Genomic DNA, 16,255 nt, shown 5'->3' on the forward strand with positions numbered 1-16,255 from the left:
GATCCATTTTTCTGACGTAATCTGACTGAGTCAGACCTTGTCTGGTCAGCTCTTTTTCTTGCTGAGCGACTTGGCCAGACGTTGTGTGGTGGCCAGCAGTTTAGGGTCGACTTCAAACTCTTTCTTCAGTTTGCCCACAGTGGTGGATACGGTGCCGTAGCGCTTCAGCTTGAATAATTTGGCGATGGTCTGCAGCGTCGAAGCTGAGAGCTCCTGGCAAAGATACATGGCAACCCAGCGTGGCACATTCTTCGAGCCAGGGCCCCGGGCCGCCTGGTAGATACTCTTCTCCGTCACCTTAAAGTGCTTGGCAACGGCTGTCACAATTTCTTTGCAGGACGGGCGCCATTTGGCATTGACGCCGCGTGATACGCCACGTGCCTTGGTGGCACTGCGTTTCTTGGCAGCAAAGGCCTTGAACTTTTCGTCACCCATAATGGAGGAAAGGTTTTTCTTGCCATAAAAGTGCGAAAGTTCTTCATCAACACCTTCACCCACGTAAGCGACATAATTCTGATAGCGCTTGTTAGCCGGACCGCTCATCTGTTTGAGAGCTTCGTCCCTGTCCAGCCAGTCGGGAGTCTTGACGGCGCTGGTGTAGTAGGAAAGGCTGCTGCGCTCGGGCTTTTCCATGTCTGGTTTGCGGCCACTGAGGTGAATATATCGGGTCAGTGGTAACGCGTAACTGTCTGCCTGAACCAGTACAGCTTTGTATCGTCCTTTGAACAGTGAGCCATCGGACTTCTTCATGCGCTGGTAGTTTTGTGTGTACAAGCCGTCTATCTGTCGCATAAAGCGGCTCAGATTGCCTTCAGGTGTCTTAATGACCAGATGGTACTGATCCTTGAGGAAGGCGTAAGCCAGGACTTTTACATTGAAACGTGTACAGGTGTCCTCTATGACCTTCAGCATGGCTTCATAGTACTTTGCAGACGGGAATGCTCGCTGACCATCCAGCGTCAGGTTAGAGACGTGGTAGACAGCGTCCGGATATTCAATGCGAAGTGGTCTTGCCATAGTAGCGTTCCTTGTGTTGCAAATGGTTGTCTGACTTCTCGTCAATCTCACTCTTTTACAGCGCAACTACACAATACGCGCGTGGATATTATTCGGTTCATCTAAATGCGAAATAAGCGACATTTAGATACAGGTGACCCCAAAATCAGCCTTACTTATTTATACTGAACCAGTTACAGAATACAGGTCAATAGTATATTTTTGGTCCGTTTATACTGATTTTGTCATAATATGACGTCAAAAGTCGTTAAGTATTCCCTGACACGTCAAGATTTTATAGGATTTCGGGAATAAAAACGTGACATGTACTTCAGAATCACTACTAATAATGACAGGGGAAAGGGAGCGAACCTTACAATATGAATAAATTCATATTGTTGCTCATGGAACCTGTACCAGGCCTCACAGAGTGGCTGCTTTAACGCTTTTTGCCACCTTTGCGCCTGGCAAGTTCGGGTGCGGTCGCGAGGGTGATAGCCCGTTTGGGGGCTGGTAGCCCTTCAACCGTCAGGTTAGGATTGGCGGGATCAAGCCCGTCTGTCAGGGACTGGAAGGGCATCCAGTCAGTGGGGCGCTGTTCTTTTGCAGTTGTGGTATTCACATCAACAGTACGAACGTTCTCGAATCCGCAGCGGCGTAGCCAGGACTCTGTTGTAGGTACTGATGGGAGAAACCAGACATTGTTCATGCGGCTATATCGACCTGGTGGCGTCAGTGCGTAGCCTTCGTCACCATCCACGACCAGGGTTTCGAGCACCAGTTCGCCGCCAGGCCGCAAATAGGACTGAAGCTGGAACAGGTGATCGATTGGCGATCGGCGGTGATAGAGTACACCCATGGAAAGCACGGTATCGAACCAGGGTATGCCTTCCGGAAACTGATCCAGTGTCACCGGAATGGAATGTACCGGCAGTTCCTGTAAAAAATGCTGCAACAGGCGGTACTGGAAATAATAGGCCGGGTGAGGGTCAACACCTAGTACCATTCTGGCGCCTTCACCATACATACGATAAAGGTGGTAACCGTTGCCGCCGCCAACATCCATGACCCGGCGCCCTTGCAGGGGTTGAATGTGAGGCAACAAACGGTCCCACTTCATATCCGAGCGCCATTCGCTGTCAATCTCTACGCCAAACAATGACCAGGGGCCTTTGCGCCAGGGGATTTGCGAGCGAGCAGCGTCATGGATGGCCTGATACTGTTCATCGCTGACATCCTCACGTCGACCAATTCGGACCTGCGATGTGAAGTCGTAGCTGCTGGCCGTAACGTCTGGCAAGTCGTCATACATTTGCAGCCATTTGTCAGTCAGGCCATGGCCCCGGGAATAGAGGTAAGCTTCACTGGCAAAGTGGGCAATAGGTTCCAGGCCGGAACCCTCAAGCAGGGCCGCCAGTCGTTGTTGTGCTGTGGTATCCCGCATCAGCGCACCGCTACCATGGAACAGAAATTGAAGCACTGGAACCAGACGTCACAGTTCTTCAACCCTGCTGCCATCAGGCGCTGTTTGTGAGTATCTATGGTTTCGGGGATCAGGACATTTTCCAGTGCCGCCCGTTTCTGGCTGACTTCCAGTTCGGAATAGCCCTGGGCCTGTTTAAACTTGTGGTACAGATCAATGAACAGTTCGTTCAGATCATCGTCGGGAAACTGAATTTTTTCGGACAAAATCAAAATGCCACCTGGTTGCATACCGTCGGCTATGCGTTGGATTAGCGCCTGCCGTTGTGCCAGAGGAACAAACTGCAGGGTGAAGTTCAAAACGACTACCGTGGCATTGGAGATGTCTGCTTCACAGATATCGCCCAGTTTGGGGGTCACGGGTAAGCCCTGGTGTTCCTCGGACTTGAGTCGGTCTGTGAGACGTTCGATCATGGCAGTCGAGTTATCGATGGCAATCAACTCGTAATCCCGATGTGAAATCTGGTGCGCCATGGCAAGGCTGGCGCCACCGAGTGAACAGCCCAGGTCGTAAATTCGGCTACCCGGTTTACAATACCGTGACGCCAGCACGCCGATCATCGACAGAGTCGTTGCGTAACCGGGCACAGAGCGGTTTATCATATCGGTAAAGACGGAGGCGACTTTGTCGTCAAAAACAAAGTCACCAGCTTCTTGCCGACTGGCAAAGATATTGTCGCGGAGCGAATCCTGGGTCATGTTAGCTATACTGTGTCAGGTGCTTATGCGGAGGGAACATGATCAGACTGGCCTTTTTCGATCAGTCTTTGCCTGATCTTGACGGCGGTTTCAGCCTGCAATGCATCTTCTCGCGGTTTTGCCAGCGCAAAATTAAGATCAGCAATGGCCTGAATGGGTACCAGGTGAATATGAGTATGCCGTACTTCAAGCCCGGCGATCATCATGCCCACTTTTTCACAGGGAAACAGCTCTGCCATGGTCTCTGACAATAGTCGGGAAACCTGGAAGACGTGGGCAGTGGTGTCATCATTCATATCTACCCAGTGGTCAACCTCCTCATAGGGAATGACCAGCAAATGACCTTCACGAATGGGCTCGATAGTCAGAATGGCAAAACAACGACCGTCATCCCAAATTTTATGGCCCGGAATTTCACCTTGACGTATTTTTGTAAACAGACTGCTCATACCATTGACTCCTGTGCCGTTCAGGGGGCTATTATGAGGGATTTGCTGTGTCAGTCCAAATGAAAGCCATGAAAGTGTTGCTGCGTCGACAGCCTGACCATGAAATTCTGGAGCTGGAGTATTTACCGGTTCCTTGTGAGCTGAAACGAAGCCAGCGCAAAAGCCTGGCCGTTCATGTCTCGCATAATCGTGTGGAAGTCAGGGCGCCATTGCGCATGAAGCGCACACCCATTGAGTTGTTTGTGCAGAAACATCAGCGCTGGATTCGCAAAAAACTAAAAGAAAAGCAGCGCAAACACGCCGAAAAACTGACCCTGGCCGCTGGACGGCATATCCTCTACAAAGCCCAGGAGTGGCAACTGGTGATTCGTGACCAGCGGCCAACCGGTGTCGTGCTGGAGCCTGGCCGTTTCTGCATTCAGGCTCCAGGCATTACTGACCCCAAAGCAGAAAAAATCCTGACCGACTGGCTGAAACTCAAAGCGAAAGAGTATCTCCCGGCACGCACTCAGGCATTAGCGCAATACCTTGGGGTTGATCACAAACTCAAAGAAGTTGTATTCCGCAAGACGCGCAGCAAGTGGGGTCATTGTACGTCTGAGGGCCGGATTCAGTACAACTGGCTGATCATGCTGGCCCCTGATGGGGTCATTGATTACATGATCTGCCATGAAGTCTGCCACTTGTTACACATGAACCACTCTCCGGCATTCTGGGACGCGGTTGCCAGTGTCTGCCCTGACTACCAGCGCTATGTGGGCTGGTTAAAGGCGAACGAACACCGCCTCTGGTTCTAACAGGGTGTTTTTGCCTCGACTTAACTGCCTCAATTACGCTTCGCATCACCCTTTCCTGTTACTTCTCTTTTACTGATTAGTAGGCAAGTTGCCGGGCCTGCCAGCGGGTGATGCCGATGCCAGCGGCCAGCAGGATGGCGCTGACGATGAACAAGGCGTTGTGGCTGACACCCAGCATACCGCCGGCTGGTGCTGCCAGGGTCAGGCCGGAGACACAGACGCAGGCCCTGCCAACCAGGCCCACCCTGCCTTCACCAAGCCGTCCATAGCCGAGCAAATAGCCTTGCAGGCCGGCAGACAGGAGAGCGACACCGATCAGAGCGGTACCTACCAGTAATACGCTCTCGCCAACGCTGCCTTGCAGCAGCAGAGCCGGATTGAAGACGAAAAAGAAGGGGATGAAGTAGATGATGGCGCCAAGGCGCATTGCTTCCCAGCCAGCACGCATAGCGGATACATGGGCCACTGAGGCGGCGGCGAATGCAGCCAGTGCCACAGGCGGTGTAATGAAGCTCAACATACCCCAGTACATGATGAACATGTGTGTGGCCAGTGGATCCAGGCCGGCATTGATCAGTGCCGGTGCCAGAACGATGGCCAGGAAAATATAGGCAGCGGTTACCGTCATGCCTATACCCAGCACAAAACTGGTTAATGCGCCCATGATCAGCAGGATGAGGGTGTTGTCGCCAGCCAGGTAGACCAGGTCATTGGCCAGTGTACCGGCCATGCCGGTCACTGCCAGTGAGCCGACGATCAAACCGATGGCGGCAAGAATACCGGCCAGCTCGGCCATCAACCGGCCAGTGGCGGCGACCATCAGCATGAATTTCTTGGCGTCCATGCGATGGCTGGTGAACTGGTTGATGATCAGCAGTGCACCCGTGGCAATAAATGGTGCGGTGGCTTCCCGTTGCATGTAAACCAGCATGATGGTCAGCACGGCAAATACGGCGATAAAGTACCACCCTTCCTTGATCACGTTGCCCAGTTTGGGCAGTTCAGGCTTGGGCAGGCCTTCCAGTTTGTTGCGGGCGGCATAGGCATCAATTTGCATAAACAGGCCAAAGAAATACAGCACCGATGGCACGATGGCTGCCACGGCCACGGTGACATAACTGACACCCAGAAAGCTGGCCATCACGAATGCTGTGGCACCCATGATTGGCGGCATCATGACACCGCCGGTTGAGGCGCAGGCTTCAACACCAGCGGCATAGCCTCGTGAAAAGCCAACGCGTTGCATCGCTGGAATGGACAAAGGGCCGGTTGTCAGCACGTTAGTGATGGGGCCACCGCTCATCGAGCCCATCAGGCCGCTGGAAAAAATGGCGACCTTGGCAGGACCGCCGCGCATGTGTCCCAGTAAGGCAAAAGCCAGATTGATAAAGAACGGGCCGCCACCGGTATATTGCAGTGAGACGCCAAACAGAATAAAACCAAAGACCAGCATGGCAAAAGAATTCAGCGCCACGCCAAACAGGCTTTCCTCGCCCAGAATATGGAAAATGGCAACATCGTGAATGGGCATGCCAATGCCGGCAATAACGCTTGGCATCAAATGCGCATAAGTAGGGTAAAGGGACAGAACCAGCACGATACAGAAAATCGGCCAGCCCCCGGCACGACGTCCGGCCTCCAGGACAATAGCCCAGGTAATCAGGGCCAGTGCTACCCCAAGTGGCGGGGCCACATACTCCCAGGCATCCAGAATAATCAGGTCGGCGTTGTAGGCGAAGTAGGAAAACACCACAGCGATGACCACCATGATGACCTTATCGTACCAGGGGACAAAGTTCAGGTTGCTCTGGTGAGAAGGAAAGGTGATAAACACCATGATCAGCATCAGACCGGTTATCAGGTACAGGTAGCGGCCGTCCAGCATGGTGTAGTCAACAAAAAAGCCCCAGGCAAATATCTGGTTCATGGCCAGCAGACTGGCAGCGGCAGTCAGTACGGCCATCAGGGCGCGCCATTTGGTGGCCAGCTGTCTATAGCGGCCAATGATCGGTAATTCCACTTTCTCAGGGTCGGCTTTTGCGCCCAGGTTCTGATCTGTTTTGGTCTCGTGCGCGGCTGAGTTGCTCATATTATTATCGTTATCCACTGATTCAGGCGATTAAGCCCAGTTCCTCATGTCAGCTGTTGCCGTTGGCGCCAGCTCCCCTTGTCGACTGTATTTTTGTTATTGCGAGTCAGACAACGTAATCAGTCCATTTTCTGCCAGGTGATTTGCCCGAACTTCAAGCCAGGCTTCAGCAAAGGCCTCACGGTCTTCTGGTGCGGTTGGCAAGAAAGTATCCCAGGCCTCTTTAAGGACTTCCTGGCGGTAAAGATTCTGCTGCTGTCGCTCCTCAGCCTCGGGTGTCCAGATGCCAACTTCCTTAAAGTAGCGGATGGCACCTTCGTGATACGGGATGAAGGCATTTTCCAGCTGCTGTCCATCGATTCGCCAGCCGTTGGCACCCGGTGCTGAGTTTTTGTATTCATCATAGTGCACGGAAATGACTTTGGTGATGCCATAAACCATGTCCTCATCCAGGTCAGCCATGGACACCAGCAAGGGATAAGCCGAAGTGAATACTTCAACACCTTCTTCCGGGTCGATAGTCGGGCCTTGTGTGGCGACATGGGGAACATACCAGGGTAAGCGCTGACGAACACGGGCAATGCCTTCCGGGTTGTCATGCGGGAATGGCACCCAGAACAGGCCGCGAGGTGAGGTTTCCAGTCGCAGAAACGGGGGAGAGTTGCAGGCACCACCGGCAACATCGGCACGGTTATTGATGACAGCATCGATAGAAGCGTTGTAACCACCAACTTCCACGCGCTCAACATCGTCCCAGGTTAATCCGGCGTAAGACAGCAGTGCTGTACTGGCATTATTGAGTGATGGTGCGCCTTGTACGAAGGTCAGACGTTTACCGGCGATGTCCGCCACGGACTCAATGTCGGCGTCTTCAGCAGTCGCGAAACTAAAGGAGCAACTGGTTGAATAGTTTGAGAGTAGAACTCGGATTGGCTGTGGCCCCCAGATATGAGAGGCGAAATTGAGAATGCCTTCCTGTGCGTAGACCGCTTCCGATCCCCCAGCGGACATATTGACCCGCCCGGCTTGAAGTGTGGCCAGGCGAGAGACGTCATTCCGGCCAGGTACGACTCGCAGGTTGACCCCATATTGACGTTGCAGGATATTGCCGATGGCGACAGCCTGGCTATAGCCGCCAGTGCCGGTTGGATAGGCTGACCAGGCGATGGTACGGGGCATGTTCAATTGCCCGGCAGGTGGGTTTTCGGGTAATTCTTCAACGCCGCAGGCGGTCAGCAAGGACAGCGATAGCAGTGTAAGTGCGGACAACAGAGGGCGACGGTATAAAAAGCGTCGACGAGGGTGTAGCAAGCTGGCCATAGGGTCCATTCTCCTGCAGGTGTAAGGATCTCGCGAGTTCCATAATCGCGATGGCTGTCTGCATCAGACAACAATACAACATTCAGGCAGAATAGCGCAGCCATCTGTGAGAGTACCAGATGGCTGAGACAGGATTAACTCTTGGGCGGTTCAACCGAGAAGAGGAGGTCCCAGACACCATGGCCGAGCCGCTGGCCGCGACGTTCGAACTTGGTTTCGGGGCGTCCGGTATCCTGGGCATACTGGTTTTGGCCAGCCGTGTTATGAAACCCTTGAGCACTTTCCATGACTTCCATCATTTGTTCGGCATAGTGTTGCCAGTCGGTCGCCAAATGAATAAAACCGCCAGGCGCCAGTTTGCTCTTTAGCTTCTCAATGAAAGCGGGCTGTACCAGGCGCCGCTTATGGTGTTTTTTCTTGTGCCAGGGATCAGGGAAGAAGATCTGCACGCCTGCCAGGCTGTGATCGGCAATGCAGTTTTGCAGAATTTCTACGGCATCGTGGCAGTAAATGCGCAGATTGCTGATTTGTTCTGCCTCAATGGCGTGCAGCAATTTGCCCACACCCGGCTTATGTACTTCGATGCCGATATAGTTCAGGTGAGGATTAGCTTTGGCCATCATGGCCAGGGAGTCGCCCATGCCAAACCCGATCTCCACCACCAGCGGTGCCTCACGTCCAAAGGTCGACTGAACGTCCAGCGGGCTGCTGGTGTCTTCGATAACATACTTCGACCAATAGTTTGCCAGGGCTTCTTTCTGGGCGGCGGTCAGGCGGCTGGCGCGGATGACATAACTGCGTAAGGGGCGATGATGCTTCTTGCCCTCAGGTTGCTCAGTTGTATTCGCGTCATTGGCAACCACATCGTCAGTATTTCCAGGCTGATTGGTTTGTGGGTGCTCACTTTGCTTGGCGTCAGTCATTAAAAGAATGTTCCATCAATCGGTGAGGATGCACTTGCATACAGCTTGCGAGGCATACGGCCAGCCAGCCAGGCTTCGCGCCCACTTTCTACCGCCAGGCGCATGGCATTAGCCATACGGATGGGGTCACCCGCTTCAGCAATAGCGGTGTTCATCAGTACACCATCGCAACCCAGCTCCATGGCAACCGTCGCGTCAGATGCAGTACCGACACCCGCATCAACAATAATAGGTACCTGGGCGTTCTCCAGGATCATGCGAATGTTGTAAGGGTTGCGGATCCCCAGTCCGGAGCCGATGGGGGCGCCGAGCGGCATGACGGCGATACAGCCAATCTCTTCCAGGCGTTTGGCAATCAGCGGGTCGTCGCTGGTGTAAACCATGACGTCAAAGCCATCAGCGACCAGCTCTTGTGCCGCGACCAGTGTTTCCGTCACATTAGGGTACAGCGTCTTCTGGTCACCCAGGACTTCCAGTTTGACCAGCGAATGGCCATCCAGCAGTTCCCTTGCCATGCGACAGGTGCGCACGGCATCGGCCGCGTTATAGCAACCGGCCGTGTTAGGTAAAATGGTGTACTTTTCTGGAGAAATCACATCCAGCAGGTTGGGCTCACCTTTGTTCTGTCCCAGGTTGACGCGACGAATCGCGACCGTAATCATTTCAGCGCCGCTGGCTTCAAGTGCCTGCAGGTTCTGATCAAAGTCTGTGTATTTGCCGCTGCCAACGATCAGTCTTGACTGATAGGTTTTTCCCGCGAGTACCAGGGGTGTATCTTGCTTTTGCGTAGTCATGCCTTGTCCTGCGAATGCATTAAAAAATGTATTGCTGCGGCACTCATATCACAAATCAGTGCCACCTTAAGAATCTCGTCAACAGTTCAACCGCCACCGATGGCGTGAACGATCTCGATTTTGTCGCCATCATGCAGTAAATGTTGCTTATGTTGGCTTCGAGGGATGATTTCCTGGTTGATTTCAACGGCAACACGGCCGCGTGTCATATCCAGTAATTCCAGTAATGCGACGAGTGTGCTGCCGTCTGGTAATTCGCGTTCATCGCCATTAATCGTCACTTTCATGTTGCTACCACTGTGTCTATGCGTTGCGTGTCATCAGCATGGCTGCGACCAGCAGCCCCCAGCCAATGATAAAACCCAGGCCACCGATTGGGGTGATGGCGCCCAGCCAGCGTACACCGGTCAGGCTCAGGATATAAAGACTGCCAGAGAAAATGATGATACCGGCCAGAAAGGCCCAGCCACTGGCCCGCAGCAGGGCTGAATCGCCATAGTGCAGACACAGAATGCCAACGCCAAACAAAGCCAGGGCGTGGTACATCTGATATTGCACACCGGTTTGATAGATTGCCATCAGATCGGCAGGCATTCGGTCTCGCAGTCCGTGTGCGCCAAACGCACCGAGAATGACGCCGAGCAGGCCATTGATGGCAGCGATGGCAATAAAGACGGATGGCATGGTGTTCTCCTGAGTATTAAAAATTGCCGGGCGCAATTTTTTACGTTGCACTGGCAATCGCCAAACGGGTGGCCCCCAGGGATGGAGGCGATAAAAAAGCCGCTGGGTAAGCAGCGGCTTTGATGGATCAATCAGCGTTTCCTGGAAACACGCCAGGTACATCAAGCCGGTATGAAGCTGTCCGGATTGGCCCCGGTCAGAAAACGGCTCAGGCCAACATGACGCCTTTGACTTTTTTCATGGCGTTTTGCTCCAACTGGCGGATGCGCTCAGCGGAAACGCCATATTTGGCGGCCAGTTCATGCAATGTGGCTTTCGGTTCTGATAGCCAGCGGCTGCTGATAATGTCACGACTGCGCTCGTCGAGTTCACTCATGGCCAGATGCAGTTTGTTGTTCTGCGCCTCTTCCCATTGCGACTCTTCCACTTCACGGGCGACATCAGAGTTGCTGTCTTCCAGATAATAAGCGGGTGCCTGGAATGACTCGTCGTCGTTAGCCTCAGGGTCGACATCAAAGGCTTTGTCAAAAGAAGCCATGCGGCCTTCCATTTGGCGAACCACGTTGGGGTCGACTCCCAGGTCCTTGGCGACGGCTTCTGTTTCGTCGTTGTTCAGCCAGCCCAGGGACTTCTTGGCGCTGCGCAGGTTAAAGAACAGCTTGCGCTGTGCCTTGGTGGTGGCAATCTTGACGATGCGCCAGTTGCGCAGGATGAACTCGTGCATTTCTGCCTTGATCCAGTGCACGGCAAACGAAACCAGACGCACGCCCATTTCCGGGTTGAAGCGCTTCACGGCTTTCATCAGGCCAACATTGCCTTCCTGAATCAGGTCAGCCTGGGACAGACCGTAGCCTGAATAACTGCGGGCAAGGTGGACCACGAAGCGCAGATGTGCCATAACCAGATGCCGGGCGGCCTCGAGGTTGTCTTCGTAGTAGTACTGTTTCGCCAGATCCAGCTCTTCCTCCGCGGTTAATACGGGGACGCTGTTGACAGAGGCTATATAAGCCGTGAGGTCACGACCCGGAACAGCCGGGCTGGCCAGTTGTAAACTCTTTCCTGCCATCATATTCTCTGTGGTCATATCACTAGATTCCACTTAAATAACTGATGTTGAATCTTTACCAAACACTATTTTAGCACGTTTTATTACATGAGTGATCACCCTATGTCCAGTATCTTTTTACATCCCCTCAAGCGCCTGGCAGTCGGCTCCATCACATTAACGCTGCTGGCCTGTTCTCAGGACCTCTCACAAACATCCAGTCCCGGCAACAATTCAGACGTACCGGTGTCGATAAGCGCTGCTAACACTAGCGAGAGCGGCCAGGCAGGGCTTGGTATCAATCCGGATAACATGGATCGTTCGGCGCGTCCCCAGGACGATTTTTATCGTTTCGTGAACGGGGGCTGGGACGATAGCACTGAAATTCCAGAAGATCGTTCACGTTGGGGTAGTTTTGATGAGCTTAATGAGAGGGCTGATCAACGTGTTCTGGCAATTTTGCGAGATTTGGCAACCGGTGAAATCGAAGATACCGAAGAAACAGCCAAGATGGCTGATATCTTCAATGCCTACATGGATGAGGAGCGAATTGAGTCGCTGGGTACAGAGCCGCTGACAGATGAGTTGGCCGATATCGATGATATTGCCAGTTATGCAGATCTGCTGGCTTACTGGGCGGCTGCACGCTCCAACGGCTTAACAGCGCCTTTTAGCTTTGCGATCACCCAGGATCAGCAACAATCCGATCAATACATCACGCTGTTCTACCAGAGCGGCCTGGGCATGCCTGACAGGGAATATTATCTGGGCGAAGAGGCGCGTTTCACGGAGATTCGGGAGAGCTATCGGGCTCACATTGCGACATTGTTCGAACTGGCCGGGCTGGAAGAGCCAGAGTTGGCTGCCGGGCAGATTCTGACACTGGAAACCCAACTGGCTGAGCAGCACTGGACTCGCGTACAAAACCGGGATCGGACGGCGACCTATAACCGTATGACACCTGATGAGCTGGCCAGCCAGGCGGCAGGTATTGACTGGGATCAATACCTTGCCAATTCAGGGCTGCCAGATATTGATGCCATGGTTGTGATGCAGCCGGATTACCTGCAGGCGGTGGGCGAGATCTGGCAGGACATTCCGTTATCACATTGGCAAAACTATCAACGCTATCACCTGCTGCGAACCTCGGCCCAGTATATGAGCGATGAGTTCATGATGGCGCACTTTGATTTCTTTGGTCGCGAACTGAGTGGTCAGCCAGCACCTCGGTCACGCGTGCGCCGTGCCGGTGACCTGGTTGAAAACCTGATGGGTTTTGCGGTGGGCAAGGTCTATGTTGACCGTCATTTCCGCCCGGAAGCCAAAGCAAGGATGGAAGACCTGGTGGATAATTTGCTGGCCTCTTTTGAAGTCGCCATCAATGACCTGGAGTGGATGAGTGAATCGACCAAGGTTGAGGCCCAGGAAAAACTGGCCAAGCTCAATACCAAGATCGCCTATCCTGATGTCTGGCGCGATTATGAGTGCCTGCAGACCGACCCTGCGCAACTGCTGGAGACCGTTAAGCGTTCGGCTGCCTGTGAATTTCAGCGCAATGTTGATCGGCTGGGTCAGCCAGTGGATCGTGATGAATGGGGTATGACGCCGCAGACAGTGAATGCTTACTACTCGCCTACGATGAATGAAATCGTGTTCCCGGCGGGCATTCTGCAGCCCCCTTTCTTTAACATGGAAGCAGATGATGCCATTAACTATGGCGCTATCGGGGCCGTGATCGGCCATGAAATCACGCATGCCTTTGATGACCAGGGTCGGCGTTCAGACGGTGATGGTAATTTGCGTGACTGGTGGGCACCGGGTGATGAGGTGCAGTTTCGCGAGCGCGCCCAGCTCATGATCGATCAATATGATGCCTATGAGCCGATTGAAGGGATGCACATACAGGGGGCATTGTCGCTGGGTGAAAACATTGCAGACCTGGGCGGGCTGACAGTGTCTTACCAGGCCTGGCAACGCAGCCTTGATGGGCAAGAAGCTCCGGTCATCGATGGTTACACCGGGCCGCAGCGTTTTTTCCTTGGTTATGGGCAGATCTGGCGTGCCAAGTACCGTGATGATGCCATGCGTCGCCAGTTGACCACCGGGCCGCACTCTCCACCGATGTTTCGGGTGCGTGGAACACTCTCCAACATGCCTGAGTTTTATGAAGCATTTGGCGTGGAAGTGGATGATGGTATGCACCGTCCGGAAGCGCTGCGGGTCAAGATTTGGTGAGGTGACGAGACACCGAAATACGGGCACCCAGCCAGCCGAGCAATGCGCTACCCAGCAGCAGGCTCAGGCTGGCTTGCCAGCCCAGGCCGATCAGTTGGTATTCACTACCGTAGAAGCCTAACAAAGCGCTGGCGGGCTCGTGAATAAAAAGCAGCATCAGTGCCAGCAGAATCCAGGCGATGACACCGCCGAGGAATCCATAGCACAATCCCAGCCAGAGGAATGGTCGGGCCATGTATTGTCGAGTAGCGCCGATCAGGTTCATGACCTGAATTTCATCACTGCGGTTGGCGATGATCGTGCGAATACTGTTGCCAACTATAAACAGCACAGCCATGGCCAGCACAGCGACAAGCACCAGCACAATACGATCGCCAAGCATAAGTATCTGCTCCAGCCGGATTAACCACTGCTCGTCTACCTGAACGAGATCAATCAGCTCGTTTGCTGACAGCTCTTCAGCCAGAGCATTGATATCTGTCAGTCCGCTGGCTGGCAGGTGGATATCCAGACTGGCTGGCAAGGGATTTTCTTCCAGGTTGCTCATTACATCACCGAGGCCTGACCAGTCAGCAAAGTCACGCATTGCCTGTTCCGTTGAGATGTAATTGACGACATTGATCCGGTCGTCTGTCTGCAATGAGTTGACCAGTGACAGGTGATCAGCGTCACTGGTTGCATCGTGAAAGTAAGCAGTGATCTGACCTGTTTCTGTCAGACGATTACCGAATTGTGCGAGATTGCTGCCGAGGACGTACAGAAGAGCAGGCAAGAGCAGGGCGACGCCAATAACCATCAGTGTCATGAAAGTATTAACAGGCTGACTGAAGAGACGCTGTAAAGCATCTTTGGCACACAGCCAGTGCTGTCGCAGCCATTCCCCAGGCGATACTCGCAGTTTGCCTGAGGCGGCTCGGGAAGGAGCACTTTTGCGGGTGCGACTTGCTTTCATGATGAGCCAGCTCCCTGGCGACTGGGGTGTTGTTCATCCCTGATCAGGCGACCATTATCCAGGGTCAGCATACGGTGGCGCAGTCGGGTGATCAGCGCCAGATCGTGACTGGCGATCAGCATGCTGACGCCGATCTGATTGAACTGCTCGAACAGTTTCATGATATCCGCAGCCAGTTCTGGGTCCAGGTTGCCGGTCGGTTCGTCTGCCAGCAGGATCTGTGGTCGGTTGACTACGGCTCGGGCAATACCGACGCGTTGCTGCTCGCCGCCAGACAGGGCAATGGGATTCATTTTTTCCTTGCTGAGCAGGCCGACTTTGTCGAGTGCGGCGCGCACACGTCGGGCGGCATCCGCTTCGCGATAACCGTCAATGCGCAGCGGCAGCGCAACGTTTTCATACACGCTGCGGTCGTAAAGCAACTGGTGATCCTGAAAGACCACGCCGATGCGGCGGCGATAGAAAGGGATTTGTTTGTCGGAAATCCGCTGGATGTTGCGACCACTCACCAGGATTTGTCCCTGGCTCAGGGATTCAGTTCGCATGATGCACTTCAGCAAAGTACTCTTGCCTGCGCCAGAGCGGCCGGTGAGGAAAGCCATTTCGCCACGTTCCAGCTCAAAGCTGACTTGCTTCAGGGCTTCATGGCCACCCGGGTAGCGTTGGCTGACCTCATCAAAGCGAATCATCTTGTTTGCCGGCCTCTGGTGTGTCTCCCTGTGAGCCAAAGAGAGCGGCGACAAAGTCGTCGGCATCAAAGGGGCGGAGATCTTCTGCCTGTTCGCCGACACCGATGAAACGGATAGGTAGCTGCATGGCTTTGGCAATGGCAAACACGACGCCGCCTTTGGCCGTGCCATCCAGTTTGGTCAGCGTCAGTCCGCTGAGGTTAACGGCGTCATTGAAACTTTTGGCCTGACTCAGGGCATTCTGACCTGTGGTGGCATCCAGCACCAACATCACTTCGTGAGGCAGGGACTCATCCTGTTTGCGCAGCACACGGACTATTTTTTCCAGCTCCTGCATCAGGTTGGCTTTGTTGTGCAGGCGGCCCGCGGTATCGGCGATCAAGACATCCATGCCACGTGCTTTGGCTGACTGATAGGCATCATAAATTACAGAAGCGCTGTCTGAGCCTGTTGCCTGAGCGACGACTGGCACATTGTTGCGATCACCCCAGACCTGCAGTTGTTCCACGGCTGCTGCCCGGAAGGTATCGCCCGCGGCCAGCATGACTTTGCGGTTCTCGCCCAGATACCGTTTTGCCAGTTTGCCGATGGTGGTGGTCTTGCCAACACCGTTGACGCCCACAATCAGAATAACAAAGGGTTTGTGGTTGCTGTTAATTGCCAGTGGCGCAGTGCAAGGGTCAAGTATGGAGCGCAGTTCGCTACGCAGCTGAGTCATCAGCGCATCCGCATCATTGAGCTCCTTGCGCTTCATTTTGGCCGTGAGTGATGAAATAACCTGATCTGTCGCTTCTATGCCGACATCAGCTGTTAAAAGCTGCATTTCAATGTCATCTAGCAGGTCCGCATCAATGGTCTTACGGCCCATGACCAGAGAGCTCAGGCCTTCAGCGAGATTATTGCGGGTGCGGCTTAGTCCCTGCTTCAGACGACCAAAAAAACCGCTGGGTTTGGCTGCTGGTGATGAGTCAGTGTCAGGCGAATTGGTATCAGGGGCTGCGGTTTCAGCCGGGACATCGGTAGCTGAAGCTTCAGGCTTGCCTTCTTCTTCAGGTGATTTTGGCTTCTTGCCAAGTTTTCCAAGACCAAACATATATTGCA

Annotated in this window: 15 protein-coding genes and 1 pseudogene; 2 read left to right on the forward strand and 14 right to left on the reverse strand. The window is 53.7% G+C overall.

The genetic code is table 11. The features are described 5' to 3' along the window. Positions 1-45 precede the first annotated feature (45 nt). The 4 genes from PSCS_RS07625 to PSCS_RS07640 all read right to left on the reverse strand — a co-directional run bounded on the left by PSCS_RS07625 (position 46) and on the right by PSCS_RS07640 (position 3,626). Positions 46-1,017, reverse strand: coding sequence for a helix-turn-helix domain-containing protein (locus PSCS_RS07625; protein ID WP_068811429.1), 972 nt, complete (start codon positions 1,015-1,017; stop codon positions 46-48). Between the two features lie 418 nt (positions 1,018-1,435). Continuing rightward, positions 1,436-2,476 (reverse strand): tRNA 5-methoxyuridine(34)/uridine 5-oxyacetic acid(34) synthase CmoB, encoded by a 1,041-nt coding sequence (gene cmoB, locus PSCS_RS07630; RefSeq protein WP_232790083.1) that lies wholly within the window; start codon positions 2,474-2,476, stop codon positions 1,436-1,438. Beyond that, positions 2,440-3,186: a carboxy-S-adenosyl-L-methionine synthase CmoA gene (gene cmoA, locus PSCS_RS07635; protein WP_317621797.1), complete on the reverse strand. Its 747-nt coding sequence runs from the start codon at positions 3,184-3,186 to the stop codon at positions 2,440-2,442. The genes cmoB and cmoA overlap by 37 nt, the downstream gene beginning before the upstream one ends. Positions 3,187-3,200: 14 nt before the next feature. After that, positions 3,201-3,626 carry an HIT family protein gene (locus PSCS_RS07640; protein ID WP_068811435.1) on the reverse strand — a complete coding sequence of 142 codons (426 nt, stop codon included), beginning with the start codon at positions 3,624-3,626 and terminating at the stop codon, positions 3,201-3,203. A gap of 47 nt (positions 3,627-3,673) precedes the next feature. Between PSCS_RS07640 and PSCS_RS07645 the strand changes: the two genes are divergently transcribed. After that, positions 3,674-4,423 carry a M48 family metallopeptidase gene (locus PSCS_RS07645; RefSeq protein WP_157885656.1) on the forward strand — a complete coding sequence of 250 codons (750 nt, stop codon included), beginning with the start codon at positions 3,674-3,676 and terminating at the stop codon, positions 4,421-4,423. 76 nt (positions 4,424-4,499) lie between these two features. On the opposite strand, the gene PSCS_RS07650 is transcribed toward PSCS_RS07645, so the two are convergent. From PSCS_RS07650 to rpoH, 7 genes are all read right to left on the reverse strand, one after another. Further along, the gene (locus PSCS_RS07650) at positions 4,500-6,512 is read right to left on the reverse strand and encodes a TRAP transporter permease (protein ID WP_082866577.1); all 2,013 of its coding nucleotides are present in this window, start codon (positions 6,510-6,512) and stop codon (positions 4,500-4,502) included. A gap of 96 nt (positions 6,513-6,608) precedes the next feature. After that, positions 6,609-7,832, reverse strand: a complete 1,224-nt coding sequence (locus PSCS_RS07655; RefSeq protein ID WP_157885657.1) for a TAXI family TRAP transporter solute-binding subunit — start codon at positions 7,830-7,832, stop codon at positions 6,609-6,611. Positions 7,833-7,966: 134 nt separating this feature from the next. Beyond that, the gene (gene trmB / locus PSCS_RS07660) at positions 7,967-8,755 is read right to left on the reverse strand and encodes a tRNA (guanosine(46)-N7)-methyltransferase TrmB (protein ID WP_082866574.1); all 789 of its coding nucleotides are present in this window, start codon (positions 8,753-8,755) and stop codon (positions 7,967-7,969) included. Next, positions 8,755-9,549: a thiazole synthase gene (locus tag PSCS_RS07665; protein WP_068811437.1), complete on the reverse strand. Its 795-nt coding sequence runs from the start codon at positions 9,547-9,549 to the stop codon at positions 8,755-8,757. The genes trmB and PSCS_RS07665 overlap by 1 nt, the downstream gene beginning before the upstream one ends. 86 nt (positions 9,550-9,635) lie before the next feature. Beyond that, complete coding sequence (gene thiS / locus PSCS_RS07670) at positions 9,636-9,836, reverse strand: sulfur carrier protein ThiS (protein ID WP_068811439.1); 201 nt, start codon at positions 9,834-9,836, stop codon at positions 9,636-9,638. A gap of 16 nt (positions 9,837-9,852) precedes the next feature. Then, positions 9,853-10,233, reverse strand: coding sequence for a DUF423 domain-containing protein (locus PSCS_RS07675; protein ID WP_068811689.1), 381 nt, complete (start codon positions 10,231-10,233; stop codon positions 9,853-9,855). A 208-nt stretch (positions 10,234-10,441) separates the two neighbouring features. Beyond that, on the reverse strand, positions 10,442-11,317 hold the full coding sequence (gene rpoH / locus PSCS_RS07680; protein WP_068811440.1) for an RNA polymerase sigma factor RpoH: 876 nt from the start codon (positions 11,315-11,317) through the stop codon (positions 10,442-10,444). 84 nt (positions 11,318-11,401) lie between these two features. Between rpoH and PSCS_RS07685 the strand changes: the two genes are divergently transcribed. Next, positions 11,402-13,513, forward strand: coding sequence for a M13 family metallopeptidase (locus PSCS_RS07685; protein ID WP_082866573.1), 2,112 nt, complete (start codon positions 11,402-11,404; stop codon positions 13,511-13,513). On the opposite strand, the gene ftsX is transcribed toward PSCS_RS07685, so the two are convergent. The 3 genes and pseudogenes from ftsX to ftsY all read right to left on the reverse strand — a co-directional run. Beyond that, a complete protein-coding gene (gene ftsX, locus PSCS_RS07690) occupies positions 13,500-14,465 on the reverse strand; it encodes a permease-like cell division protein FtsX (RefSeq protein ID WP_082866572.1) in 966 nt (321 codons plus the stop codon). The genes PSCS_RS07685 and ftsX overlap by 14 nt on opposite strands. Then, complete coding sequence (gene ftsE / locus PSCS_RS07695; protein WP_068811443.1) at positions 14,462-15,154, reverse strand: cell division ATP-binding protein FtsE; 693 nt, start codon at positions 15,152-15,154, stop codon at positions 14,462-14,464. Before ftsE ends, ftsX begins: the two co-directional genes overlap by 4 nt. Further along, positions 15,141-16,208, reverse strand: a pseudogene (gene ftsY, locus PSCS_RS07700) (signal recognition particle-docking protein FtsY); the annotation flags it as partial. The pseudogene ftsY and the gene ftsE, both read right to left, overlap by 14 nt. Positions 16,209-16,255 lie beyond the last annotated feature (47 nt).

This window comes from Pseudohongiella nitratireducens, assembly GCF_001642735.1.
Classification (GTDB): Bacteria; Pseudomonadota; Gammaproteobacteria; order Pseudomonadales; family Pseudohongiellaceae; genus Pseudohongiella; species Pseudohongiella nitratireducens.

Coding starts and splice junctions, on each gene's coding strand:
- PSCS_RS07625 (WP_068811429.1), bottom strand. CDS start 1,017: ATGGCAAGACCACTTCGCATTGAATATCCGGACGCTGTCTACCACGTC.
- PSCS_RS07640 (WP_068811435.1), bottom strand. CDS start 3,626: ATGAGCAGTCTGTTTACAAAAATACGTCAAGGTGAAATTCCGGGCCAT.
- PSCS_RS07650 (WP_082866577.1), bottom strand. CDS start 6,512: ATGAGCAACTCAGCCGCGCACGAGACCAAAACAGATCAGAACCTGGGC.
- PSCS_RS07655 (WP_157885657.1), bottom strand. CDS start 7,832: ATGGCCAGCTTGCTACACCCTCGTCGACGCTTTTTATACCGTCGCCCT.
- trmB (WP_082866574.1), bottom strand. CDS start 8,755: ATGACTGACGCCAAGCAAAGTGAGCACCCACAAACCAATCAGCCTGGA.
- PSCS_RS07665 (WP_068811437.1), bottom strand. CDS start 9,549: ATGACTACGCAAAAGCAAGATACACCCCTGGTACTCGCGGGAAAAACC.
- thiS (WP_068811439.1), bottom strand. CDS start 9,836: ATGAAAGTGACGATTAATGGCGATGAACGCGAATTACCAGACGGCAGC.
- PSCS_RS07675 (WP_068811689.1), bottom strand. CDS start 10,233: ATGCCATCCGTCTTTATTGCCATCGCTGCCATCAATGGCCTGCTCGGC.
- rpoH (WP_068811440.1), bottom strand. CDS start 11,317: ATGACCACAGAGAATATGATGGCAGGAAAGAGTTTACAACTGGCCAGC.
- PSCS_RS07685 (WP_082866573.1), top strand. CDS start 11,402: ATGTCCAGTATCTTTTTACATCCCCTCAAGCGCCTGGCAGTCGGCTCC.
- ftsX (WP_082866572.1), bottom strand. CDS start 14,465: ATGAAAGCAAGTCGCACCCGCAAAAGTGCTCCTTCCCGAGCCGCCTCA.
- ftsE (WP_068811443.1), bottom strand. CDS start 15,154: ATGATTCGCTTTGATGAGGTCAGCCAACGCTACCCGGGTGGCCATGAA.